The 23,220-nt window shown below is 69.3% G+C and carries 20 protein-coding genes; 9 read left to right on the top strand and 11 right to left on the bottom strand.

Features of this window, described 5'->3' with window-relative positions:
- Positions 1-65: 65 nt before the first annotated feature.
- The 6 genes from yidD to ACZ60M_RS06000 all read left to right on the top strand — a co-directional run bounded on the left by yidD (position 66) and on the right by ACZ60M_RS06000 (position 5,304).
- A complete protein-coding gene (yidD, locus tag ACZ60M_RS06025; protein ID WP_465415247.1) occupies positions 66-320 on the top strand; it encodes a membrane protein insertion efficiency factor YidD in 255 nt (84 codons plus the stop codon).
- Positions 317-1,438 carry a membrane protein insertase YidC gene (gene yidC / locus ACZ60M_RS06020; protein WP_465415171.1) on the top strand — a complete coding sequence of 374 codons (1,122 nt, stop codon included), beginning with the start codon at positions 317-319 and terminating at the stop codon, positions 1,436-1,438. The genes yidD and yidC overlap by 4 nt, the downstream gene beginning before the upstream one ends.
- A 90-nt stretch (positions 1,439-1,528) precedes the next feature.
- Entirely contained in the window at positions 1,529-2,023 is a 495-nt protein-coding gene (locus tag ACZ60M_RS06015) for a Jag family protein (protein WP_465415170.1), read from the top strand.
- Positions 2,024-2,032: 9 nt separating this feature from the next.
- Positions 2,033-2,719, top strand: coding sequence for a 16S rRNA (guanine(527)-N(7))-methyltransferase RsmG (rsmG, locus tag ACZ60M_RS06010; RefSeq protein ID WP_465415168.1), 687 nt, complete (start codon positions 2,033-2,035; stop codon positions 2,717-2,719).
- Between the two features lie 506 nt (positions 2,720-3,225).
- Entirely contained in the window at positions 3,226-4,233 is a 1,008-nt protein-coding gene (locus ACZ60M_RS06005) for a ParA family protein (RefSeq protein ID WP_465415166.1), read from the top strand.
- 3 nt (positions 4,234-4,236) lie between these two features.
- A complete protein-coding gene (locus ACZ60M_RS06000; protein ID WP_465415164.1) occupies positions 4,237-5,304 on the top strand; it encodes a ParB/RepB/Spo0J family partition protein in 1,068 nt (355 codons plus the stop codon).
- A gap of 427 nt (positions 5,305-5,731) precedes the next feature.
- On the opposite strand, the gene ACZ60M_RS05995 is transcribed toward ACZ60M_RS06000, so the two are convergent.
- A complete protein-coding gene (locus tag ACZ60M_RS05995; protein WP_465415162.1) occupies positions 5,732-6,307 on the bottom strand; it encodes a GNAT family N-acetyltransferase in 576 nt (191 codons plus the stop codon).
- A 335-nt stretch (positions 6,308-6,642) separates the two neighbouring features.
- Between ACZ60M_RS05995 and ACZ60M_RS05990 the strand changes: the two genes are divergently transcribed.
- Entirely contained in the window at positions 6,643-7,188 is a 546-nt protein-coding gene (locus ACZ60M_RS05990) for a hypothetical protein (protein ID WP_465415160.1), read from the top strand.
- A gap of 68 nt (positions 7,189-7,256) precedes the next feature.
- Here ACZ60M_RS05990 and ACZ60M_RS05985 read toward each other — a convergent pair whose 3' ends face one another.
- Entirely contained in the window at positions 7,257-8,222 is a 966-nt protein-coding gene (locus ACZ60M_RS05985; RefSeq protein WP_465415158.1) for a D-alanine--D-alanine ligase family protein, read from the bottom strand.
- Entirely contained in the window at positions 8,219-9,466 is a 1,248-nt protein-coding gene (locus tag ACZ60M_RS05980) for an aminotransferase-like domain-containing protein (RefSeq protein WP_465415156.1), read from the bottom strand. Before ACZ60M_RS05980 ends, ACZ60M_RS05985 begins: the two co-directional genes overlap by 4 nt.
- A 270-nt stretch (positions 9,467-9,736) precedes the next feature.
- Here ACZ60M_RS05980 and ACZ60M_RS05975 point away from each other — a divergent pair, with 270 nt between their 5' ends.
- Positions 9,737-10,438, top strand: coding sequence for a GNAT family N-acetyltransferase (locus ACZ60M_RS05975; protein WP_465415154.1), 702 nt, complete (start codon positions 9,737-9,739; stop codon positions 10,436-10,438).
- A gap of 59 nt (positions 10,439-10,497) precedes the next feature.
- Here the strand turns inward: ACZ60M_RS05975 and trxA are convergent, their stop codons facing one another.
- The 6 genes from trxA to murJ all read right to left on the bottom strand — a co-directional run bounded on the left by trxA (position 10,498) and on the right by murJ (position 16,804).
- The gene (gene trxA, locus ACZ60M_RS05970) at positions 10,498-10,815 is read right to left on the bottom strand and encodes a thioredoxin (RefSeq protein WP_205324616.1); all 318 of its coding nucleotides are present in this window, start codon (positions 10,813-10,815) and stop codon (positions 10,498-10,500) included.
- Positions 10,816-10,851: 36 nt separating this feature from the next.
- Positions 10,852-11,784: a thioredoxin-disulfide reductase gene (gene trxB / locus ACZ60M_RS05965; protein WP_465415152.1), complete on the bottom strand. Its 933-nt coding sequence runs from the start codon at positions 11,782-11,784 to the stop codon at positions 10,852-10,854.
- A gap of 186 nt (positions 11,785-11,970) precedes the next feature.
- Positions 11,971-12,756 (bottom strand): hypothetical protein, encoded by a 786-nt coding sequence (locus ACZ60M_RS05960; RefSeq protein WP_465415150.1) that lies wholly within the window; start codon positions 12,754-12,756, stop codon positions 11,971-11,973.
- The gene (sigM, locus tag ACZ60M_RS05955) at positions 12,753-13,472 is read right to left on the bottom strand and encodes an RNA polymerase sigma factor SigM (protein WP_465415148.1); all 720 of its coding nucleotides are present in this window, start codon (positions 13,470-13,472) and stop codon (positions 12,753-12,755) included. The genes ACZ60M_RS05960 and sigM overlap by 4 nt, the downstream gene beginning before the upstream one ends.
- 10 nt (positions 13,473-13,482) lie before the next feature.
- Complete coding sequence (locus ACZ60M_RS05950; RefSeq protein WP_465415146.1) at positions 13,483-14,994, bottom strand: protein kinase family protein; 1,512 nt, start codon at positions 14,992-14,994, stop codon at positions 13,483-13,485.
- A gap of 136 nt (positions 14,995-15,130) precedes the next feature.
- Complete coding sequence (murJ, locus tag ACZ60M_RS05945; RefSeq protein WP_465415144.1) at positions 15,131-16,804, bottom strand: murein biosynthesis integral membrane protein MurJ; 1,674 nt, start codon at positions 16,802-16,804, stop codon at positions 15,131-15,133.
- Between the two features lie 165 nt (positions 16,805-16,969).
- Here murJ and ACZ60M_RS05940 point away from each other — a divergent pair, with 165 nt between their 5' ends.
- Complete coding sequence (locus tag ACZ60M_RS05940; protein ID WP_465415142.1) at positions 16,970-18,394, top strand: CCA tRNA nucleotidyltransferase; 1,425 nt, start codon at positions 16,970-16,972, stop codon at positions 18,392-18,394.
- Here ACZ60M_RS05940 and ACZ60M_RS05935 read toward each other — a convergent pair.
- Together ACZ60M_RS05935 and ACZ60M_RS05930 are read right to left on the bottom strand one after the other, a co-directional pair.
- Positions 18,285-19,844, bottom strand: a complete 1,560-nt coding sequence (locus tag ACZ60M_RS05935; protein WP_465415140.1) for a glycosyltransferase family 87 protein — start codon at positions 19,842-19,844, stop codon at positions 18,285-18,287. The genes ACZ60M_RS05940 and ACZ60M_RS05935 overlap by 110 nt on opposite strands.
- A 64-nt stretch (positions 19,845-19,908) precedes the next feature.
- Complete coding sequence (locus ACZ60M_RS05930; protein ID WP_465415138.1) at positions 19,909-23,214, bottom strand: transglycosylase domain-containing protein; 3,306 nt, start codon at positions 23,212-23,214, stop codon at positions 19,909-19,911.
- Between the last annotated feature and the right edge of the window lie 6 nt (positions 23,215-23,220).

Here is a 23,220-nt window from a genome sequence, read left to right as displayed (position 1 = left end):
AGCCGACCCCCTCCGCGGTCCTGGCCGAGACCCCTTCCCACCGTGGTGAAAGCCTCGCGGTGCGAGTGGTCGCCGCTCCGGTGATCGCGTACCGTCGGTGGATAAGCCCGGCGCTACCCGCCCGCTGCCGCTTCTACCCCAGTTGCAGCGCATATACCCTTGAGGCGCTGTCCCGGCACGGAGTCGTACGTGGCATATGGTTGAGCCTGCGACGGCTGGGACGGTGCCACCCCTTTCATCCTGGGGGCCATGACCCCGTACCCCCACGGGATGACCGTGATTTGCATTCGAAGACTGAGCAGACTGGAGTCCGCAAGTGATGGAGTGGGCCTACGACGGCGTGTCCTGGGTACTGCTGCGATGGCATGACCTCTGGACGAAGGTCTTCGGCAGCGACAACGGATTCCTCGACACCGACTGGGCCTGGGTTCTGGCCATCATCGGCGTCGTGCTCACTCTGCGCATCATCCTCTTCCCGCTCTTCGTGAAGCAGATCCAGTCGCAGCGCGCGATGCAGAAGCTCGCCCCGGAGATCAAGGCGCTCCAGGAGCGCTACAAGGGTGACCGCGAGACGCTCCAGAAAGAGATGATGGAGCTGTACCGCAAGGAGAAGGCCAACCCGCTCATGGGCTGCCTTCCCATCCTCATCCAGATGCCGGTCTTCCTGGCGCTGTTCCACGTGCTGCGCCGCCCCGACCCGACCCAGCAGAAGTTCACGGACTCCTACGGCTGGAGCGGTATCGACGCGGGCCCGCTGTCGGACTGGAACTCCTACGTCCACGCGAAGCTCTTCGGCGCCCCGTTCTGGAGCACGTTCCTGACCCCGGGCTCCGAGCTCGAGAAGGTCGGCTCCTCGGCGCTCGACGTCAAGCTCGTGGCGGGCATCCTCGGCGCGACGATGATCCTCACGACCTTCCTGACCACGCGTCAGATGATCCTCAAGACCGGCTGGAACGAGGACCCGAACCAGCGGATGATCCAGAAGGTGATGCTCTACGGCATCCCCGTCATCATGATCTTCTCCGCCGGCGCCTTCCCGATCGGCGTGGTCATCTACTGGACCGTGAACAACCTGTTCTCGCTCGGGCAGCAGCAGTACGTGCTGCACAAGTACCCGCCGCCCACGCAGAACGCCGCGACGAAGCCGCCGAAGCCCGGCTCGAAGGCCCACGACAAGATGCTCGAAGAGCAGCGTGAGGCCGAGCAGCGCCGCAAGGAGCTCGCCCCGAAGCCGGGCGCGAAGCCCAAGGGTTCGAAGGCTCAGGGCGGGGCCGCGAAGAAGCCCGCGGACGTCAGCGACGCGAACGGCTCGGAAGCGCCGAAGACCGAGGCCAAGGGCGGCCCCGGCTCGGGCAAGAACCTCTCACGGGCGGAACGCATCGCACGGGCCAAGAAGGTCAGCGGCGCGCAGCAGGCCTCCAAGAAGAAAAAAGGCTAGGGGGACGGTCCGCGGCTGCGCAGGCGCTGTCGGATCAGCCACAATGGTGCAAACTAGGCTTATAACTAGCGATAGGACGAGTTGGCAATTATGGGAGCAACGGTGCGGGAGGACGAGGTGGCCTCCGAAGACGACCTGTTTGAGCAGAGCGAAGTGGCGGCCGACTACATGGAAGGCCTGCTCGACATCCTCGACCTCGACGGGGACATCGACGAACTGGTGGTCGGCGACCGTCCTCAGGTCGAGATCGTCGGTGAAGACCTCAACGGCCTCGTGGGTCCGAAGGGCCAGACCTTGGAGGCGCTGCAGGAGCTCTGCCGTCTCGCGGTGTACCGCAAGACCGGTGACCACTCGCGCCTGATGCTCGACATCGGGGGCTACCGTGCCGGGCGTCGCAAGAAGCTCGCGGAGCTGGCCGAGAGCACTGCCAAGAAGGTCATCGAGTCCGGCGAGGTTGTCAAGCTGGACCCGATGAGCGCCTTCGAGCGCAAGTGCGTCCACGACGTCATCAACGCCACCGACGGCGTCCAGAGCGAGTCGGAGGGCGCCGAGCCGCGCCGCCGGGTCGTCGTGAAGCCGGAGTAGCAGGAAAACATGACTGAGGAGCCGACGGGCTCCGAACCCGCCGAGGCCAATGTTTCACGTGAAACATTGGCCTCTGTGTTCGGAGCACAAGAGGACCGGATGGCACTGGCCGAGGCGTACGTGGGCCTGCTGTCGACCATCGGGATCGAGCGCGGCCTGATCGGGCCGCGCGAGGTGCCGCGGCTGTGGGGACGGCACGTCCTCTCCAGTGCCGTGGTCGAGGAGCTCATCCCCGAGAAGTCCGACGTGATCGACGTCGGCTCCGGGGGAGGACTGCCGGGCATCCCGCTCGCCATCGCGCGGCCGGACCTGTGGGTGACCCTCGTGGAGCCGATGCAGCGCCGCGTGGACTTCCTGACGGAGGTCATCGAGGCGCTCGGCATCGAGAACGTGGAAGTGCTGCGCGCACGCGCCAACGAGGTCGACCCGAGGGGCCGGGCGGACGTGGTCGTGTCGCGGGCAGTCGCGCCCCTGGCGAAGCTCGTTGGCTGGTGCCTGCCGCTGGCCCGGGTCGGCGGCTCGATGATGGCGATCAAGGGCCAGGGGGCGTCCCTGGAAGTCACCGAGAGCGGCGGGCTCATCAAGCGCTCCGGCGGCGGCAAGGCCGAGATCCTCACGTGCGGTGAGTCCAAACTCTCCGAGGAGGACGACTTCAGCATCCCCGCAACGGTAGTGAAGATCGAGCGAATCCGCTAAACAAGCCCTGCAACGACCTCCGCCACCGACAACACCGAATACCATTGCACCGCAACGGATGCCGCGATGAGACGATCATCGCGGCATCCGTCGTTGTGGTTTCTACGCTTTGCGCTCGGCAGGCTGCGCAGCGTTCGGATAGTGTATGGCTCGTAAGCTTCTCCGAGCAGGGCCATGTTTCACGTGAAACATCCGGCCCGTAGTCTGTGGCGGTGAACGTGCGCGACCCCCTTCCTTCTGAAGATCGTGAACACCAGAACTCCCTTGGCGGCGATACCCCGGCCGAACGGCGCATCAGAAACCTCCTCGATGCGGCCGTGAGCGAGGAGGCGCCCCCGACTCGGCGGTACCGCTACCGAGAAACTTCACCGGCGCCGGGTGGCGCAGCTCCGGCCTTCGGGCAAGGTGGGCCAGAATCGGTGACGATGGAGTCCGATGCGGACGGCGGCACGCCGTCGCAACGGGGTGAACCAGCGCAGGCTGGCAACGGGGGGGAGCGGGACGGGATGGGTAGATCCACATCGCGTGGCCGGACGGGACGGCATCTGGCACCGGAGGAGTCGGCCAAGAACGGCCGGGTCAAGACCGAGACGCCGGTGCCGCAGCAGCCCGACCCCTTGGACGACGACCTGCCGCTCGCGCGCGAGGCGCAGCGGGCTGTGCGGGTGCTCAACCCTTCCGGCAGCGTCACGATGCCCCGGCCGCCGCGGCGCCGCGTCATCGCGATCGCCAACCAGAAGGGCGGGGTCGGCAAGACCACCAGCACCGTGAACCTCGCAGTCGCCTTGGCGCTGCACGGGAACCGCGTGATGGTCATCGACCTCGACCCGCAGGGGAACGCCTCCACCGGACTCGGTGTCGAGCACGGCGCGGGCACGCCGAGCGTGTACGAGGGCGTGGTCGAAGGCCAGTCCCTCGACGAGATCGCGGTGCCGGTCGACGGCATCCCCTCGCTCTACTGCGTCCCGGCGACCATCGACCTGGCCGGCGCGGAGGTCGAACTCGTCAACGTGGTCGCCCGCGAAGGGCGCCTTGAGAAGGCGATCGCCTCCTTCAGCGGGGAGCTCGACTACATCTTCATCGACTGCCCGCCGTCCCTCGGCCTGCTCACGGTGAACGCGCTCGTGGCCGCCGAGGAGGTGCTGATCCCGATCCAGTGCGAGTACTACGCGCTCGAGGGTTTGGGGCAGCTCCTGCGGAACATCGAGCTGATCAAGGCGCACCTGAACGCGCGCCTGCGGGTCTCGACGATCCTGCTCACCATGTACGACAAGCGGACCAAGCTGGCCGACCAGGTCGAGCAGGAGGTGCGCGGGCACTTCAGCGAGATCGTGCTCGACGCGGTCGTGCCGCGTTCCGTGCGCGTCTCCGAGGCTCCCGGATACGGGCAGTCCATCATGACGTACGACCCCGGCTCGCGGGGCGCGACGAGCTATTTCGAAGCGGCCGAGGAGATCGCGCGCCGCGGCGCGAAGCTCTCCCGGCGCGGCAAGAACCAGAAGGGCGGGAACTAGTCGATGGCTGCGGCGAAACGCGGAGGGCTCGGGCGCGGACTCGGGGCGCTCATCCCGACCGGTCTGGCCGAGACCACCACCACCGACGAGGACCCGGAACCGTCCCCAGCTCCGGTTGCGGCGCCCCGGCAGGCGGCCCCCGCGAAGCGCGATGTTTCACGTGAAACATCGACCCCGGCCCAGCCTGATGTTTCACGTGAAACATCGGACGGTCCGGAACTCGTGCCCGTTCCCGGCGCGAGCTTCCAGATGATTCCGATCGCGGACATCGGCACGAACCCGAAGCAGCCGCGTCAGATCTTCGACGACGAGCACCTCTCCGAGCTCCAGACTTCGCTCACCGAGGTCGGGATGCTCCAGCCGATCGCGGTCCGCGAGCGGACTCCCGAGGAGCCGCGCGAGGACGGCGCCCGCTTCGAACTCGTCATGGGCGAGCGGCGCCTGCGCGCCGCCACGGCGCTCGGCTGGGAGTCGGTCCCGGCGATCGTGCGCCGCACGGCCGATGAGGAGCTGCTGCGCGAAGCGCTGCTGGAGAACATCCACCGCGTGCAGCTGAACCCGCTCGAAGAGGGCGCGGCGTATCAGCAACTGCTCGAAGAGTTCAACGTGACGCAGGAGGAGCTGGCCAAGAAGATCGGCCGCAGCCGCCCGACGATCGCGAACATGATCCGACTCCTCAGCCTCCCGCCGACGGTCCAGACGAAGGTCGCCGCGGGCGTCCTGACGGCCGGGCACGCGCGGGCGCTGCTCGGCCTCGACAGCGCGGACTCGCAGGAGCACATCGCCGAGCGGATCATCAGCGAGGGCCTCTCGGTGCGGAGCACCGAGGAGCTCGTGACGGCGAACCGCTTGGAGGAGAAGCCGGAACTCGACGAGCCGCGCAGTTCTTCCGCGCGGAGCGCGAAGGACCGCATCAAGGCGCCCGGGCTCGAAGAGCTGAAGGAGCGGCTGTCGGATCACTTCGAGACGCAGGTGTCGATCGCCTGGGGCCGCAAGAAGGGCAAGATCACGATCGAGTTCGGCTCCCTCGCCGACCTCGACCGCATCGTCGAACAGATCGGCGTCGAGTAGCAGACCCGAGCAGACCGGCGCCAGATAGCCGATCACACTGGATCGAGGAAAGCCCAAGCGGCCCAAAGGATCAAAGATCCGGAGGGCCGTTTCGCATCCCCGAGTATGCGATGAGTGCTCGCATTAAAGGGCAATGTCGGACCCATGTGGGAGAGTGGTCTTATTTATCCCAGGTGGTCGGAGGTGGATGCGGGTGGGAAGGGGCATGCCCTATAGCCAGTCGCCGCGCCGCCGCGCCGCCGCGCGCGGTAGCGCGGGCGCCCGCCATCGCGAGAGCCCGCCACCGTGGGCACCGCACCTTCGGCTCGGCACCTCCCGCGGCACCTCCCGCGGCATCGCGCCGCCTGCGCCGTCCCCGGATAGCGAAAAGCCGGGGCGATGTTTCACGTGAAACATCGCCCCGGCTGCTTGGCTTCGTTCGCTCCCCTTAGGAGAGCTCCCGCCACATGATGATGTCGTCCCTGTAGTCGTCGTCGGCCATGCGCACCGCGCGCGGCAGACGGCCGACCTCACTGAATCCGTGCCGCCGATAGAACGCGTCGGCGCCGGTGCCCGAGCGGACCTTGAGGGTCAGCGCGTCGAGCTTGAGCTGTTCCCGTGCGACTTCGTCCACAGCCGCCAAAAGCTTGCCGCCGAGACCGCCGCCTTGCCTGGCGGGGTCGACCTGGACGTGGCGGATGGTCCGCCAGCCCTGGCGCGGCGGGCTGTCGTTTGATGTGAGAACACACCAAGCGACAATGGCGGCTCCTTCCTTTAGAGCGACCAGCGTGTCAGTCCGGTCGATCACTCGCGCGAGAATGGAAACGGTGTGAGGGCGAACCTCGTCGATGTTGACCGGCGGGACGAACCCGACGGAACCGCCGGCGTTCGTCACTCTCACCCAGAGATGGCTGAGTTCGTCAACGAGCGCGGCAGTCACCGGCGGGTCCACGAGCACGGCGATATCGCCGCCCGAAACGGGCGACGCCTCCGGCGTGGAGCTATCAGTAACTGTTGCTTGCACGCCTTCCAGCTTGCCCTACCGACCCGCCCTGACGACAGTCTCTTCCCGCCATATGGGCGCACGTCACTATCGACCCCGAATTCGCATTCTGACGGCGATTGCCCAGTTCGCGGAGTACCTGTCAGTCCACTATCGGGTGTCCCGCCGCGACACGCCGTGTAACCCCGTGGAAATCTGCCAAAAGGTGGATTCCGGCTGTTTCCAGTCTCGCATTCATGCGGTATTTTTCGATGGTGGCATCTGCGAGTACCCCCGGCCCGAATTCCAAGCCCGACCTTTCGAACCAGAGCCGACAACACCCGACTCCGCCTTCGAACAGCGTGCCTTCGAACAGCGTGCATTCGAACGGCGTGCGCCCGACCCTGCCCCCATTCGTTGACTGGCCCGCCTTTCCCTTCGAAGGCGACCTGCAGATCAAGCCCCTGCAGGAACCGGTCGACGCCGAGCCGCCGCGCCGCGGCGACCGCCAAGAACAGTGCGCGGCCTGCCACACGCCCGACTCCGCCTACCTCTGGTCCAACGAGCGGTGGCGCCTCAAGAGCCCGCCCGCGCCCAGCGGGCTGCCCGTCGTGGTGATCCTGGAGCCGCGCGCGCACCTCGATCTGGGGGACCTCTCGACGATGCACGCGGCCGAGCTCGGCGTGCTGACCGTGCGGCTCGAACGGGCCATCCGGTCCCTGGAGTCGGTCGCGCAGGTCCACGTGAACCGCTGGGGCGACGGCACCGCGCACCTGCAGCAGTGGTTCCTGGCCCGCCCGCACGGCTACCTCCAACTGCGAGGACCGTTCATGACGATGTGGGACGAGATCCTGCCGCCGGTCGAGGAGCACGAGTGGCAGATGAACCTGGAGTACATCGCCGCGTGGCTCACGGACGATTGAGTGCTTGAACGACGAGAGGGTGTCGATGTTTCACGTGAAACATCGACACCCTCTCGTCGTTCAGCGTCCTAAGAGCGGGCGATCGCCTGGCGGACCATGGTCGCCAGGACCTCGCCGAAGTCGAGCCCGGCGGCCTTGATCGCCATGGGCAGCAACGAGGTCTCGGTGGTGCCGGGCGCGACGTTCGCGCCCAGGACCTGCACGCCGCCCGCGTCGTCGACGATCATGTCGATGCGGGACATGTCGCCGAGCCCGAGCGTGCGGTGCACCTCGACGGCCAGCTCGGCCACGCGGGCGGTCACGGCCTCGCCGAGCGCCGCGGGGACGGTCCAGCGGGTCGCCCCCGGGTTGTAGCGGGCCGCGTAGTCGTAGTCGCCGTGCAGCGGCACGATCTCCACCGGCGGCAGGGCCGCGGGGCCGTCGCCGAGGTCGATCACGCCGACCGCGATGCTGCGGCCGTCGATGAAGGTCTCGATGAGGGCCTCGTCGCCGTAGGAGAAGCAGCCCATCATCGCCGACGGGAAGTCGTCCTCCTTGTGCACGGCGTGCACGCCCATGCCCGAGCCGCCCGAGTTGGGCTTGACCATCAGGGGCAGGCCCATCTTCGCGGCGATCCGGTCGAGGAGCTTGCGGGCCCCGAAGTCCGAGAACGCCTGGCGCGGCATCGAGGTCCAGTCGGGGGTCGGAATCCCGGCCGAACGCAGGAGGTCCTTCGCGGTGATCTTGTTCCAGGCGCGGCGCGCGCCGATGGAGCCGGTGCCCACGAACGGAATGTCCGAGAGCTCCAGCACCGCCTGGAGCGAGCCGCCCTCGCCGGCCGCGCCGTGCACCAGCGGCAGCACGACGTCCGGCGGGAACTCCTGCAGGACCCGCAGCAGCTCGCCGTCCAGGTCGCGCACCTCGCAGGCGATGCCCTGGCGCTGCAGGGCGTCGGCGGCGCGGCGGCCCGACTTCATCGAGATCTCGTGCTCGTAGGACATGCCTCCGGCGAGGATCAGGACGCGGAGGTCCGAGGCTGCGGCGTGCTCCTTCATGCGCGGCCTCCGGCGAAGGTGTCGCGCAGGTCGATGTCGCCCGCGACCACGCCCGCGAGGCGGCGGACGCCTTCACGGATGGTCTCGGAGGTCTGGGTCGAGAAGTTCAAGCGCATCTCCCTGCGGCCGTTGCCGTCGGCGTAGAAACCGGTGCCCGGGACGTACGCCACGCGCTCTTGGAGCGCGCGCGGCAGCATCGCCTTCGAGTCGAGCCCTTCGGGGAGCGTGGCCCAGATGAACAGGCCGCCGCCCGGCACGGTCCACGTCATGCCCTCGGGCATGTAGTCGCCGAGCGCGCCGAGCAGCGCGTCGCGGCGGTCCCGGTAGAGCGTGTTGAAGACCTTCACCTGCTGGCGCCACTCCATCTCGGTGAGGAAGCGGAGCGTGGCCTCCTGGGTGAGCCCGGACGGGCACAGGATCGACGCCTCGATCGCCAGCAGCAGCTTGTCGCGCACCGCGGGCGGCGCGAGGACCCAGCCGAGGCGCAGGCCCGCGGCGAAGATCTTGGAGACCGTGCCGAGGTAGATGACGCCGCGTTCGGCGCGAGCGCGCAGCGGCTGGGGCGGGGCGCCCTCGAAGTTGATCATCGAGTACGGGTCGTCCTCGATGATCAGGAGGTTGTGGCGCTCGCAGATCGCGAGGATCTCCTCGCGGCGCCCCTCGGTGAGGGTGACGCCGGCCGGGTTCTGGTACGTCGGGATCGTGTACAGGAACTTCGCCTGGCGCCCTTCGCGTTCGAGCGCGGCGAGGCCCTCTTCGAGCCCGGCGGGGATGAGCCCGTCGTCGTCCATCGGCAGGTGCCGGACGTCGGCCTGCGCGGCCTGGAACGCGCCGAGCGCGCCGACGTAGGTGGGACCCTCGGCGAGCACGATGTCGCCCGGGTCGAGGAAGGTGCGGGCGAGCAGGTCGAGGCCCTGCTGCGCGCCGGTGGTGAGGACGAGGTCGTCCGCCGAGGCGCGGATGCCCGAGAGCTCCAGGACCCCGCACAGCGCTTCGCGGAGCGCGACGCTGCCCTGGCCGGGGCAGTAGCCGAGCGCTTCGGCGCCGACCTGGGAGAGGAGGCGGGTGAACATCTCGCCGAGCTCGTCCATGGGGAGCGCTGCGGTGTAGGGGTTCCCTCCGGCGAGGGAGACGACCTCGGGGCGCGATGCGACCGAGAACAGTGCGCGGATCTCCGACTGTGCCATCCCGTGAACCCGGGATGCGTAGCGACCGGTGTAATCGTCGAGTGTTGTACCGGACACGCGGAGACCTCCTCTGGTGGTCCTCGTCGCCCGCGATCCGTGGTCGCGGGTCGGTGCGGCGGTGTCGTCCAGCGGTGCTGGATCGGCGCGGCTCGCGCGGGATCTCGTACTGACACGCCTGGCCCGTACCTGCGGTTGACCCGCCGGGCGGAAGTGTTCTGCCCAGGTTACCGGCACCTGACGTGCGATCGGACAACTCTACTATCACAAGGAGCGAAGGCCGCGCGTGTTTTCCGTCATGTGGACGCGTGGCCGACGTAGTCTGGACGGGTGCATCGGCGCATGGTGAACCTCACACTGGACTCCCTGGAAGACCTTCCGGGGCGTTGCCGCGCCTGCGTGTTCTGGGAACTCTCACCCCTGTGCGCGGAGGCGGCCCGCGACGTCGGCGAACCCGCCCTGGAGAAGGAGGCGTGGCTCTCGCACACGCTGCTCGAATGGGGAGGGTGCGGCCGGATCGCCTACGAGGGCGAGGAAGTGGCCGGGTACGTCACCTACGCGTCGCCGAAGTTCGTGCCGCGCTCGATGGAGTTCCCCTCGGGGCCGGTCTCGCCGGACGCGGCGCTGTTGATGACGGCTTACGTGAACCCGACGTTCGCGGGCACGGGCCTGGGCCGCCAGCTGGTGCAGACTGTCGCGGCCGACGTGGCGCGGCGGGGGATCTACGCGATCGAGACGTTCGGCGACGCGAAGGGCGAGGCCCGCGCGTGCCTGGTCCCCGCCGACTTCTACCGCTCGGTGGGGTTCAAGACCGTGCGGACCGACCCGCGCTATCCGCGCCTGCGCCTGGAGCTGCGTTCGGCGCTCGACCGGAGCGTCGAGGCGGAGGAGTCGTCGGTGTTCAACGACTCGGTGGAGTGGTTCAAGCTCGACGACATCGAGCTGGAGCAGTTCTTCGGCGAGACGACGACCGGCGGGCGCTCGCGGATCGACCGGCCCGGGACGCAGCGCGGCGGCGACGTCTTCGACTGAGACGGGACATGACGAAGGGCGCGACACCGAACGGTATCGCGCCCTTGTACGTGTTCGGCCTACTGGCCGAGGAACTTGCGGATCGCGGCCTTGGGCTGGGCGCCGATGAGCTGCTGGGCGGGCTTGCCGTCCTTGAACAGGATCATCGTGGGGACGCTCATGACCTGGTACTCGCGGGTGATCTCCGGGTTCGCGTCCGTGTCCAGCTTGCGGATCACGAAGTCGTCGGTCTCGGCGGCCAGCTCTTCGAGGACCGGGGCGACCTTCTTGCAAGGCCCGCACCATTCGGCCCAGAAGTCGACGAGCACCGGCTTGTCGGACTCGAGCACCTCGGCCTGGAACTCGGCCTGGCCGTTAACTGCTTTGATGGCGCCCATGGGCAACCTCCTGTATGTCGAATAGAGCGGGATGAATCAGTCGTTGAGCGAGGCGATGTAGCGCTCGGCGTCGAGCGCGGCCGCGCAGCCGGTGCCGGCAGCGGTGACCGCCTGCTGGTAGGTGTGGTCGACGAGGTCGCCCGCGGCGAACACGCCTTCGAGGTTCGTGCGGGTCGAGGGGGCGGCCACCTTCACGTAGCCGGACTCGTCGAGCTCGACCTGGCCCTTGAACAGCTCCGAGCGAGGGTCGTGGCCGATCGCGATGAACAGGCCGGTGGCGGGCAGCTCGCGCTCCTCGCCGGTGACCGTGTCGACCAGCTCGACGCTGGAGACCTTGCCGTCGGTGCCCTTGATCTCCTTGACCGCGGAGTTCCAGGCGACCTCGATCTTCGGGTTCGCGAGGGCGCGCTCGGCCATGACCTTGGAGGCGCGGAACTCGTCGCGGCGGTGCACGATGGTGACCTTCGAGGCGAACTTGGTGAGGAACGTGGCCTCCTCCATCGCCGTGTCGCCGCCGCCGACCACCGCGATGTGCTGGTCGCGGAAGAAGAAGCCGTCGCACGTGGCGCACGCCGAGACGCCGCGTCCCATCAGCTCGTTCTCGCCGGGCACGTTGAGCGGGCGGAACGCGGAGCCGGTCGCGAGGATCACGGCCTTGGCCTGGTACTCGTCGTCGCCGACCCAGACCTTCTTGATCTCACCGGAGAGGTCGACGCGGGTGACGTCGTCCGAGACGAGCTCGGCGCCGAAGCGCTCGGCCTGCTTGCGCCAGGAGTCCATGAGCTCGGGGCCCATGATGCCCTCGGGGAAGCCCGGGTAGTTCTCGACCTCGGTGGTCTGCATGAGCGCACCGCCGAACTGGAAGCCCTCGAACACGAGCGGGCGCAGGTCGGCGCGGGCGGTGTACAGCGCGGCGGTGTAGCCGGCGGGGCCCGAGCCGATGATGATGACGTCGCGGATTTCGCTCACCGGGTTCGCTCCTGTGATGGTTCGGCGTTCCAGGGACGGCTCCCTGAACTGACTGCTTCAACGCCATCTTATTGACCCGAAATTCCGCCCCCGGGAGCTGTGGCGGGCTTGTGACAGGCGAATATCCCGATCGTGGGGAACCTCACGCGTCCGCCGGGCGCGAACAGCGCCGCGGACGGGCCCCGATCAGGGCTGTTCGACGAGCGGTTCGATGACGCCGTCCGCGCAGGCCGGGGTGAGCGCCACGGCGATGTCGCCGGTCTCGCCGACCATGAGCGCCATGATCGCGGGCTGCGAGTCGTAGTGCGCGAAGTCGACCGCGACGAGCAGGCCCTCGTACCGCTCGGCGATGGCCTCCTCGCAGTTGCGCCAGAAGTCGCCGCCCTCGGCGAGGGCGGCCAGCTCGGGCGGGACCTCGCCGGAGGTGCTGTCGGCGCCGAGCTCGCGCAGGACCGCGATGAGGTCGGTGCCCGCGCTGTAGTCGGTGCCGGTGGCGAACGTCTCGATGCCGACGAGGCCGCCGACCTCGTCCTCGCCCGACTCGTTCTGGGTCTCGCTCGGCGGGGAGGCCTCCATCGTGCCGGGGGCCGCTTCTTCGCCGTCCCGGTCGGTCTCGCTGTCGGCGAGGACCTCCGAGGACGCGCCGCTGTCCGATCCGGCGTTCGTGGTCGTCAGCTGGATCGCGGTGGCGACGCCGCCGACGGTGACGAGGACGGCCGCTGCGGCGCTCGCGATCGCGTACCGGACCCGTTTGGGCCGCAGGCGTTCCGCCCACCGCTCGGTCCAGGTCTCGGCCGGGGCCTGCGCGGAGGCGCGTTCGCTCCCGTGCAGGGTGCCGACCGGCGGCAGGGAGTCGAGGACGCGGTCGAGCCGGTCGCCGACCTGCTCGGGAAGGTCGCCGTAGCCGTGCGAGGCCTGCCACAGCGCGCGGCTGACCTCGGCTTCGGCGTCGTTCGGACGCTGCGGGCTCATCGGTTCCCCTCCTCTCCACCGGTCTGGTAGGTCGCTCCTGGTTCGACGCCCTGCTGGCGCGGCGGGTTCCCCGCCGCGGAGGCGCCGGGCGCCGTGTCGTCGCCCACGCCAATGATGCTTCGGTCGCTGGACGGGTCGAACTCGGGGAGGCGCGCGGCCAGGCGCTTGCGCGCCCGCGACGCCCGCGACTTCACCGTCCCGGGCCGCACCTTGAGGATCGCGGCGACCTCCTCGACCGGGTAGCCGAGCATGTCGACGTAGACGAGGACCGCCCGCTGGTCGAACGGCAGCTCAGCGAGCGCCCGGTGCACGCTCAACCGGAGCGCGGCCTGCTGCGGATCGGCGGCCGCGTCCGAGGCCGGCAGCGACAGGGCGTCGTCGGCGAGCGGCACCGTGGGGCGCCGCCCCGCGGCGCGGATGCGGTCCAGGCACGCGTTCACGACGATCCGGTGCAGCCAGGTCGTGACCGCCGAGCCGCCCCGGAAGCCCGCCGCGCCCTGGTAGGCCTTGATCATCGCGTCCTGCACCGCCTCGGCGGCGTCCTCCGGGTCGCCGAGCGTGCGCACCGCGACGGCCCACAGGCGGCCCCGGTGGCGGCGGAACAGCTCGCCGAAGGCCTCCCGCTCGCCGCCCACGTGGCGGCGCAGCAGCTCGGCGTCGGTCGCCGCGGCGAAACCGCCGACAGCGCCTTGGCCGTACGGGAGAGGGGCGGACATGGCGGGCCCGCTACCGGGCGAAGACGTTGATGTCGCTGATGGTGAGCTTGTAGCCGTCGGAGACCGGCGGCAGCTCGGTCACCCACACGACGATGAAGCGGGTCGCCGCGCCGTCGGTCTTCAGCTCGATGTTGGTGTCCGCGTCCGCGACCGGCTCGGCCAGGACGGAGAAGCCGTCCACGATGGCCTGGTCGCCGTCGCTGGAGTCGCCCGGGTCCTCGTCGCCGCCGAGCAGGCCCACCGTGGCGCCCGCGCTGGTCATCTGGACCCGCACGGACGCGACCTCGCGGGCCTCGCCGAGGTCGATGAGGATGCCCATGCCCGGCTTCAGGTTCCCGAAGCCCGGGTCGTTGTAGTACGTGTTCGTGGTCCAGCCGGTGGAGGCGTTGTCGTCGATGACGTTCTCGACGCCTTCGCCCTGGTCGCGGTCCCCGTCCGGCGGGTCGACCACGCGGATCGAGTCGGCGGTGAGCGCGACCTCGGTGGGCGCGGCGGAGTCGGTGGTCCCGTCCTCGGAACCGGTCGCGTCGGCGCCGGTGTCCGCACCGGTGACCTGGTCCTCGGCCCCGGCGGGGTCGTCGCCGTCGCCGAAGACGACGGCGCTGGTGACCACACCGGCGAAGATGACGGCGGCGATGACGGCCGCGACCACGGCGAGGCGCTTCATCCCGGCGGGCGGCGCGTCGGCGATCGTGCCGCCGCTGCGGCGGCCCAGGTTGATGGAGCCCAGGACGCTCGTGGGCGTCGGCGCCGCGGCCACAGCAGGCCCGGCCCCGCCGGTCTCGGCGAGGCGGCGCAGGTCCACCGCGAGCTCGGCGGCCGAAGGCGGCGTCTGCGAGTGGTCGAGCAGGTCCGCGGTGAGCTTGGAGAGCGCGGCGGGCAGGCCCGGGACGACCTTGTCCGCGTCGAGGACGCGGCCCCATTCGTCGGTGGCGGCGTCGGCGAGCCCGGTGTTCTCGGCGGGCACGACGCGCGGCCACGTCCCGGTCAGGCAGGCGTAGAGGGTCGCGCCGAGCGCCCGCACGTCCTCGACGGGCGTGTTCCCGGGCTCGTTGCGCGGCTCGGTGACCATGACACGGTCGTCCTCGGAGAGGAGGATCGTGCCCGGGTGCAGGTCGGCGTGGGTGACGCCGCCTTCGTGGAGGGCGGCGACCGCGTCGGCGACGGAGGCGACCAGTTCGAGCGCGTGCACCGGGTCGAGGTGGTGCTGCTCGAGCACGCCGCGGAGCGAAGAGCCGTTGACCCATTCGCGCACGACATAGGCGAAGCGCCCCTCGTCGACCGCGTCGTACACGTCGACCATCGAGTCGACGTGCGCGCGGGACGCGGCGACGGCGGCGGTCATGGTGGGGGCGGCGTCCTCGCCGCCGGGGGAGCGGAGCACGACCGCGACGGAGCGGTGCAGCAGGACGTCGACGCCCCGCCACAGCTGGCGGTAGCCGTTCGCGCCTCCGACGTGCTCTTCGAGGCGGTACCGTTCGGCGAGCAGGTCGCCCACGGACGGCACTTCGGCGGTGGTCATGATGCGGGGTCCTCCCCTCTCAATGCGACCCCGCGAGGGGGTCCCGGCCGGGGCCTTCGTGGGCCGGTTCGGTCATGGTGCGGTCCAAGCGGCTCTGCGCGATCCGGCCAGAGTGCACGTATGGATCGTACTTGCCTCATCGTCGCAGCTTTGCGCGCACCGTTGCCTGGAGCGACGCCGTCTCAGTGACGCGGAATACCAGGCAGGCCGCGAAGTACACGCCTAGAAGCACGATCCCGAGCACCACGGATGCCCCGAATTGCCCCAGTTTCGCCAGGCCGCCTTCGGCAGGCAGATCGGGCCACAGCAGCCACCCGCCGTACGCCACACCGCCCGCGATCGCGGCCGCCGCACCCGTGCGGACCAGGCCGTTCATCGTCTTCCGCATCCCCAGCAGGCCGATCCGCTTGCGCAGCAAGGTCATCGACAGGAGCAGGCTCACGAGGTACGAGACGCCGTTCGCCGCGAACAGCCCCACCACGACCCACTCGGCGGGCAGGAACGCGAACGCCAGCAGGTACCCGCCGATGCGGATGGCGATCACCGGCAGGCTGAACATCGCCACGGCCTTGGTGTCCGTCTGCGCGTAGAACGCGTAGATCTGCAGCTGGCTCACCGAGAACGGCAGCAGCACGACCCCGGCCATGAGCAGCACCTGCCCGGTGGCGACGGCCTCTTCGGGCGAATAGGCGCCCCACTGGAAGATCGCGAGCGCGAGCGGTTCGTGCAGCGCGATGAACGCCGCCGCGATCGGCACCAGCAGGAACGACGCGAGGCGGATGCCGTTGGAGAGGTGGTCGGCCAGCTCGGGCCAGCGGCGGTCGTCGGCGGCGCGGGTCATGCGCGGCATGAGCGCGGTGATGACCGAGACCGCGACGATCCCGTGCGCCATCATCATCATCAGGTACGCGTTGTTGTACACCGTGACACCGGGTATGAACACGTCCGAGTCGGTGGCGCTGGCGGCGTTGGCGACCTTGATGACCGCCATGACCGCGACCTGGTTGGCGGCCACGAACAGGAGCGTCCAGGCGGCCATGCGGCGGATCTCGCGCAGCGGCAGCGCCTTGAAGTCGAACCGCAGCCGCCACCGGAACCCGGCCTTGCGCAGGGCCGGCGCCAGGCACACGACCTGGATGACGACGCCCGCGGTGGTGCCCGCGCCCAGGAGCAGGATCATGCCGTTCGTCACCTGATCGGCGCTGGCGAAGATGTCGCCTTCGGCGTTCGGGACGGCGTCGCGGGTGTAGATCACGTAGAACAGCGCGCCGATGGCGATGACGACGAGGTTGTTGATGATCGGCACCCACATGGGGGCGCCGAAGTGCTCGCGGGAGTTGAGGACCCCGGAGAGGACCGCGAAGAGGCCGTACAGGAGCAGCGCCGGGAGCATGTAGTACGAGAACTCGGTGACGAGGTCGTACTGGTCGGGGCTGGACATGAACCGGGCGATGATCGGCGCGCAGAGGGTGACGACGAGCGCGGCCGCGCCGAGGACGAGGGCGGCGAGGGTGAGGAGGCGCTGGGCGAAGGCGTCGCCGCCGTCCGGGTCGTTCTTGTGGGCCTTGACGAACAGCGGCATGATGATGCTCGCGAACACGCCGCCGAGGACGAGTTCGTAGATCATCTGCGGGAAGTACTGCGCGGTCGTGTAGGAGTTGCCGAGGAGTCCGGCGCCGATCGCGGCGGAGATGACGACGGTGCGGCCGAAGCCGGTGACGCGGGAGACGAGGGAGCCCGCGCCCATGAGGAGGCTGGAGCGGACGACGTTCTTGCCCTGGGGCTGCGGGGCCGGCGGGGGCGTCGGCACGCCGAGGGGGGCGTAGCCGTTGCCGGTCTGGGGGCCGGGCGGGGGGTACGCGTTCGGCGGAGGGGTTCCGTAGGGTCCTCGGACGGGCCCGGACGGTGAGTGCCCGGGGCCCGGTCTCGCGTGGGGGTCGGCCATTCTCGCACTCTCCGCTAAGCTTGCCCGGCGATGTCTGACAACAGTAGCGGTAAGGAAATCACGGTCCCGCCCATAGCCGATGAACTGGGTCGGGTGTTCGCGGACGGGGGCTTCGAGCTGCACCTGGTCGGCGGCCCGGTCCGGGACGCGGTGCTGCGCCGGAGCGTGAGCGACCTCGATTTCACGACGGACGCGCGTCCGGAGTCGACGGAGGCGATCCTGCGGGCGCACTGCTCGACGGTGTGGACCACGGGCGCGGATTTCGGGACCATCGGGGGGATGTTCCGGGGCGAGCAGGTCGAGGTGACGACGTTCCGCGCGGACGCGTACGACCGGGTGAGCCGCAACCCGATCGTCCGGTACGGGGACAACCTCGTCGACGACCTGGAGCGCCGCGACTTCACGGTGAACGCGATGGCGGTGTCGCTGCCCGGCCACGAGTTCACCGATCCGTTCGGTGGTCTGGCCGACATCGCGCGGCAGACGATCCGCACCCCGGCGTCCCCGGAGTCGTCGTTCGCCGACGACCCGCTGCGGATGCTGCGGGCGGCTAGGTTCGCCGCGCAGCTGGGGTTCGCGATCGACCCGGACACGCTGGATGCGATGCGGCGCATGGCTCCCGAGCTCGGGCGGATCACCGCCGAGCGGATCAGGGACGAGTTCGTGAAGCTCCTCATGGCGCCCGATCCGGTGGTGGGGCTGCGCATCCTGGTCGACACGGGCCTGGCGGAGCAGTTCCTGCCGGAGCTGCCCGCGCTGCGCATGGAGATCGACGAGCACGCCCAGCACAAGGACGTGTACGAGCATTCACTGCAGGTGCTGCGCAACGCGATCGCGTTGGAAGAGGACGGCCCGGATCTGCTGCTGCGGCTCGCGGCCTTGCTGCACGACATCGGCAAGCCCGAGACGAAGGACATCGTTGCCGGCGGCGGCGTCACGTTCCACCACCACGATGTGGCCGGTGCGCGCTTGGCGCGCAGGCGGATGCGGGAGCTCAGGTTCCCGAAGTCCGACGTGCAGGCCGTCTCGCTCCTCATCTCCCTGCACCTGCGGTTCTACGGCTACGGCGATGCCGGGTGGACCGATTCGGCGGTGCGCCGGTATGTCACGGACGCTGAGCAGCAGCTCGACCGGCTGCACCTCTTGGTGCGTTCGGACTGCACGACCCGCAACCGGCGCAAGGCCGAGCGGCTTCGCCGCGACTACGACGCGTTCGAGGACCGGATCGCGCGCATCCGCGCCGAGGAGGACCTCCGCGCGGTGCGCCCCGACCTCGACGGCAACGCGATCATGCAGCTGCTGGGCCTCCCGCCCGGCCCGCAGGTGGGCCGGGCGTGGGCGTTCCTCAAGGAGCTGCGGCTGGAGCGGGGCCCGATGCCCCGCGAAGAGGCTGAGTCGCAGCTGCGCGCTTGGGCCGCAAGGGAAGGCCTCGCACCGAGTCCAGACGCGGAATGAGGACCTCCTGGATCACGAAGGCGCACATGACGGCCACCATGATCCAGCGTGACGCGGCGGCCGAGAGGAACAGCCACTCGGGGATGCCGCGGTCGCCCTCTTCGACCGAGACCTGCAGCATCTTGCCGTAGAACGAGAAGAAGTAGAACAGTTCGGCGGCCTGCCACAGCAGGAACGCGCCCCACTTGGGGCGGGCGAGGACCGCGAGCGGGATCAGCCACAGCACGTACTGCTGCGACCAGACCTTGCCGAACAGCAGGAATGCGGCGAGGACGAGGAAGCACAGCTGCGCGAGGCGCGGCATGAGGTCGTCGGCGGTCGCGATCCCGCGCAGCCCTGGCGCGCCGGGCCTGCGGCCTGCGAACAGCCCGAGCGCGGCGATGCCGAGGCAGGACGCGGCGAACAGGACCAGGTACAGGTCGTTGACGTACTCGGAGTCCCAGAGTTGCTCCCAGCCGGTGACGCCGCGCAGCACGTACCAGCCGGTGCCCCAGTCGACGGGGCGTTCGGAGTTGAGCTCGAAGAACCGCATCCACGAGTCCCGCCAGAAGTAGGCGACGGGCGCGTTGATGACGGCCCACACGACCGCGGCGGTCGCGGTGGCCTGCAAGGCGGGCAGGAGTTTGCGCTGGCGCAGGGCGAGGATGAGGAGCGGGCCGATGAACAGGAGCGCGTAGAACTTCGCGGCGACGGCGAGGCCGAGGAACAGCCCGGCCATGATCGGGCGGCTGCGCTGCCAGTACAGGAAGAACGGCATCGACAGGGCGATGGCGAACAGGTCCCAGTTGACGGTGGCGGTCACGAGCACGACCGGCGCGGCGGCCAGGAGCATCGCATCCCAGGGCCTGGAGGGCCGGGAGTAGACGAGCGCCGGGTCGGGGTTGGGGCCGGGGAGGTCGGTGCGGCGGTTGTCCTCGCGGATCCTGTGGAGGATCGCGATGGCGAACGCGCCGCAGACGAAGAGCACGACCGCGTTGAGGTGGTAGAAGATCGGGCCGCCGTCGATGCCGAGCACGTTGCCCGCGCGGTAGGCGATCTGCCCGAGAATCCCCATGAACCAGCCGGTCAGTACCGGGTATTCGACCGGGTGGTCGCGGTAGGGGACGGCGCCTTCGTTGAGCCGTTCGGCGCCCCACAGCGCGCGGATGTCGGTGTAGCAGGCGTTCGTGTACTGGGACCAGTCGGTCCATCCGCCTGCGGCGCAAGGGTACTTCTGCAGCCAGCTGATCGCGAACGCGACGAGCCCGGTGAACAGGATGACCCGGATCGGCGTCCAGTAGCGGCGCCGCGGAGGGTCGACGGCGTGGTCCCCGAAGGGGCCGCCGATGAAGCCGGAGGCGAAGCGCGCCAGGCGGTCGGTGAGGGTGGGGGCGACCGGGGGGTCGCCGAAGGGCCGGGCTCGCTCGGGGTGCGGCGGCGAGCCGATCGGGTCAGACGAAGACGGCGGCATGGGCCCTATTGTGGCCCATGCCGCCGTCTCGGCGCTATCGGTGGTCAGCCGCGTTCAACGCGGCTCAGCCGTTGCCGTTGCCGTTGCCGCCGTCCTCGGGTTCGGCGGTCGTGGTCGACTCCTCCGCTGGCGAGGTCGACTCGTCGGTGTTGCAGTTCGGCTCCCAGATCGAGCACGCCGGATCGCTGGTCGTGTCCTCGGTCGGGTCCGGGCTCTGCGAGGTGTCGTCGTCCCCTCCGGGAGTGGTCTCGCACTTGTCGTCGACCCACGTGCCGCCGCCCTCTTCGCAGGCCTTCTTGTCCTCTTCCTCTTGCGAAGCGCCGCAGCGGGGGTCGTCGGCGTTCTCCTTGCAGAACGCGCCGCTCGGGTTGAACCCGGCGTTGTCGAGGTCCCAGGTGTTGGCCTGGCCGTACTTCACCTTGCCGTCCCACTCGACAGGGTCCCAGTCCTCCTGACCTTCCTTGGCATCGAGGAGGCGGTTCATCGCGGTGTACCACACCGGATAGGCGGTGTTGGAGCCGTAGACGCCGTCGAAACTGCCGCCCGGGGCCGCGATCGGAGCGGATTCCGAGGTCACGTTGCCGACCCACGCGGCGATGGACAGCTGCTTGATCGCGCCGACGTACCAGGCGTGGGCGTTCCAGCCGGACTGGTACTCGTTGCCGTCCTTGTCCTCGCCGGTGGCCTCCCAGGTACCGGTCTTGCCGAAGTAGTCCCGGGTGAGCTTCTCGGTCTCGGATTCACCGGCGATCTCGGAGCCGACCCACTGGAGGTCGCGGGCCACGTCTTCCTTGATGGCCTGGCCCTCGTTGAGCTCGCGCTTCTCTTCGACCTCGTTGCCGCCGCCGTCGAGGACCTTCGCGATGTAGTGGGTCTCGTGGTAGTAGCCGTTGTTCGCGATGGTGGCGTACATGGCCGCCATGTCGCGGACGCTGGTCGGGTACTGGCCGAACGAGAGGTGGTAGTAGAACGGGTCGGTCTCGCCGTTCGCGCCGATCGCGCACCCGGTCGGCTCGCCGTCGGCGTCCTCGATGAAGGCGCCTTCGAGGTTGATCTCCGGATTGCAGTTCTCGTCGACCTCGACGAGCGCCCAGTCGTCCCAGTTGCCCGAGGCGTTGGTGACCGGGTTGTTCTCGGCGTCGACGGCCTTGCCGCGCACGATGTACTGCCCGTCGGCGGTCAGCTCGTAGTTGACGATGACGTCGTGCATGTCGCCGTTGTCGTCGGCGAGCGACCGCGTCTGGCTCATCTGGGTGAGCCCCATCTTGTTGGCGTACTGCAGGATCTGGTCGGCCCCGTACTCCTCGGCGATGGCGTACATCGGGGTGTTCTTGGACTTGCGCACCGAGTCGGTGAGCGTCAGTTCGAGCTTGGTGTCGGACTGGATGCCGTTGCGCAGCGTGCAGTCGGGGTAGTCGCCGCCGCCGATGCACGCGTTCTCGAGCTGGAGGCTGTCGAAGGCGCGCGGCGAGCCGGCGTTGAACCACGACTCGATCGAGTCGCCGTTCTCCATGGCCGTGGCCGCGGTGATGAGCTTCATCGTCGAGGACGGCGGGTGCGGGGACTCGGCGCCGGCCTTGTCGACGCCGAAGCCGTCGTCGCCGCCGTAGTAGCCGAGGACCGCACCGGACTCGGGGTCGATGGCGACCATGGCCGTCATCATGTACTCCTCGTACTCTTTAAGCGCCGCTTCGCCGTTGTCGTTCTTGAAGTACGAGTAGCCGTCCTCGTCCTCGGCAGGAGCGGCCTCGGCCTCGGTCGCGACGACCTTCCCGTCGGCGTCGACCCATTCGCCGTTCTCGTTCGTCGCGCGCTCGATGTCGCCGCGCGAACCGGTGGAGACGAGGGCGTCCTGGATCTCTGAGTCGATGGTGAGCACGACCTTGTAGCCGCCGCCCTTGTCATCGCCTTCGAGCGTGCCGCCGAGCATGTCCCTGGTGATGCCGTAGCGGTCTTCGAGCTCCTCGAAGATGTAGCCGTCCTGCTCGTTCGTGATGAAGCCCAGGGGCGTGTCGCCGCCCCACGAGCCGCTCGCCTTGAAGTCCTTGATCGGCTCCGGGTACGCGAACTTGTCGCGTTCGGCCTGCGACAGCTGGTCGGTCTCGACGAGGGCGTTCATGGTGAACTCCCAGCGGCCCTTCGCGGCGCCTTCGTCGTAGTAGTCCGTGAAGTACGGGTCGTAGTAGCCGTTGGGGGACTTCACCTGCATGACGATGAACGCCGCCTGGTCGTAGGTGAGGTCGATCAGCGGGACGTTGAAGTAGTTCTTCGCCGCCGCCTCGATGCCGTAGGCGCCGCGGCCGAAGTAGGCCACGTTGAGGTAGGCGGTGATGATCTGCTTCTTGGTGTAGTCGTTCTCCATCTTGATCGCCACGGCCGCTTCGCGGGCCTTGCGGTCGTAGGAGATCTCGTCGCGCGCGTCGAGGTAGATGCCCGCGTACTGCTGGGTGATCGTCGAGGCGCCCTGCGTCTCGCCGCCGGTGAGGTTGTTGACGAGCGCGCCGGCGGTGCGGACGTAGTCGACGCCGCCGTGCTCCCAGAACTTGCGGTCCTCCAGCGCCACGAGGGCGTCGGTCACTGTCTCCGGGATCTCTTCCTCGGTGGCCTGGAGGCGCAGCGTCTCTCCGAATGCGCCGACCTGGGTTTCTCCGTCGGCGAGGTAGAACGAGGAGGACTCGCCGTCGCGGGCGAGGCCGGTCAGGGACGGCGCGTCCTGGAAGTAGTAGGTGCCGACGATCGTGACGGCGGTGATGCCGACGACGCCGAGGGCGATCATCGCCGCGAGCATCTTGCGGCCGAGGCGTTTGCGCTTCTTCTTGCCGCCTTCGCCTTCGAGGTCGCTCTTGTTGCCCGGGCCCTTCCCTGCGCGGCGGGAGCCCGCGACGGTGGCGCGGCCGGTGCGCTCGCCGGGATCGCCGGGCCGGACCGATGCGGCGCCTACGGAAGCGGAGCCGACCGAGGCCGAGCCGACGGATGCTGAACCAACGGACGCCGATCCGACGCTCGCGCGGCCGCTGCGGCCCTGGCCGCCGACCGAGGCGCTGCCGACGGAGGCCGAGCCGACGGAAGCGGAGCCGGTGGGGCGGCCGCCGACCGAAGCGGAGCCGCGTCCGGGCGGCACCGATCCGCGCCCGACGGAAGCGCTGCCGGAGGCGGGGGTGCCGTACGGCTGCTGGCGCGGCCGCGGGGCCTGGCCCTGAGGGCCGCCCTGGTGGCCGCCGCCGTGCTGCTGCTGTCCGCCCCAGCCGTAGTCGTTCTGGCGGTCCCCGGACCCGGCGCTGCCGTAGGCGCGGCCGTCCGGTCGTCCGCCTTGGCCCTGGGGCCTGCCGTCCTCGGGGGGCGGGGCGGGACGATAACCGTAGTCGCTCATGCTCAA

The sequence above is a fragment of the Glycomyces sp. NPDC050141 genome (genome assembly GCF_055586545.1).
The sequence above is the reverse complement of the archived record's forward strand: the minus strand, read 5'-3'. Positions and strand labels throughout refer to the sequence as shown.

Bases quoted from the DNA above. Each gene is read 5' to 3' on its own strand.
- ACZ60M_RS06015 (WP_465415170.1), top strand. From the start codon at position 1,529: ATGGGAGCAACGGTGCGGGAGGACGAGGTGGCCTCCGAAGACGACCTG.
- rsmG (WP_465415168.1), top strand. From the start codon at position 2,033: ATGACTGAGGAGCCGACGGGCTCCGAACCCGCCGAGGCCAATGTTTCA.
- ACZ60M_RS06005 (WP_465415166.1), top strand. From the start codon at position 3,226: ATGGGTAGATCCACATCGCGTGGCCGGACGGGACGGCATCTGGCACCG.
- ACZ60M_RS06000 (WP_465415164.1), top strand. From the start codon at position 4,237: ATGGCTGCGGCGAAACGCGGAGGGCTCGGGCGCGGACTCGGGGCGCTC.
- ACZ60M_RS05985 (WP_465415158.1), bottom strand. From the start codon at position 8,222: ATGAAGGAGCACGCCGCAGCCTCGGACCTCCGCGTCCTGATCCTCGCC.
- trxA (WP_205324616.1), bottom strand. From the start codon at position 10,815: ATGGGCGCCATCAAAGCAGTTAACGGCCAGGCCGAGTTCCAGGCCGAG.
- ACZ60M_RS05960 (WP_465415150.1), bottom strand. From the start codon at position 12,756: ATGAGCCCGCAGCGTCCGAACGACGCCGAAGCCGAGGTCAGCCGCGCG.
- sigM (WP_465415148.1), bottom strand. From the start codon at position 13,472: ATGTCCGCCCCTCTCCCGTACGGCCAAGGCGCTGTCGGCGGTTTCGCC.
- ACZ60M_RS05950 (WP_465415146.1), bottom strand. From the start codon at position 14,994: ATGACCACCGCCGAAGTGCCGTCCGTGGGCGACCTGCTCGCCGAACGG.
- ACZ60M_RS05940 (WP_465415142.1), top strand. From the start codon at position 16,970: ATGTCTGACAACAGTAGCGGTAAGGAAATCACGGTCCCGCCCATAGCC.
- ACZ60M_RS05935 (WP_465415140.1), bottom strand. From the start codon at position 19,844: ATGCCGCCGTCTTCGTCTGACCCGATCGGCTCGCCGCCGCACCCCGAG.
- ACZ60M_RS05930 (WP_465415138.1), bottom strand. From the start codon at position 23,214: ATGAGCGACTACGGTTATCGTCCCGCCCCGCCCCCCGAGGACGGCAGG.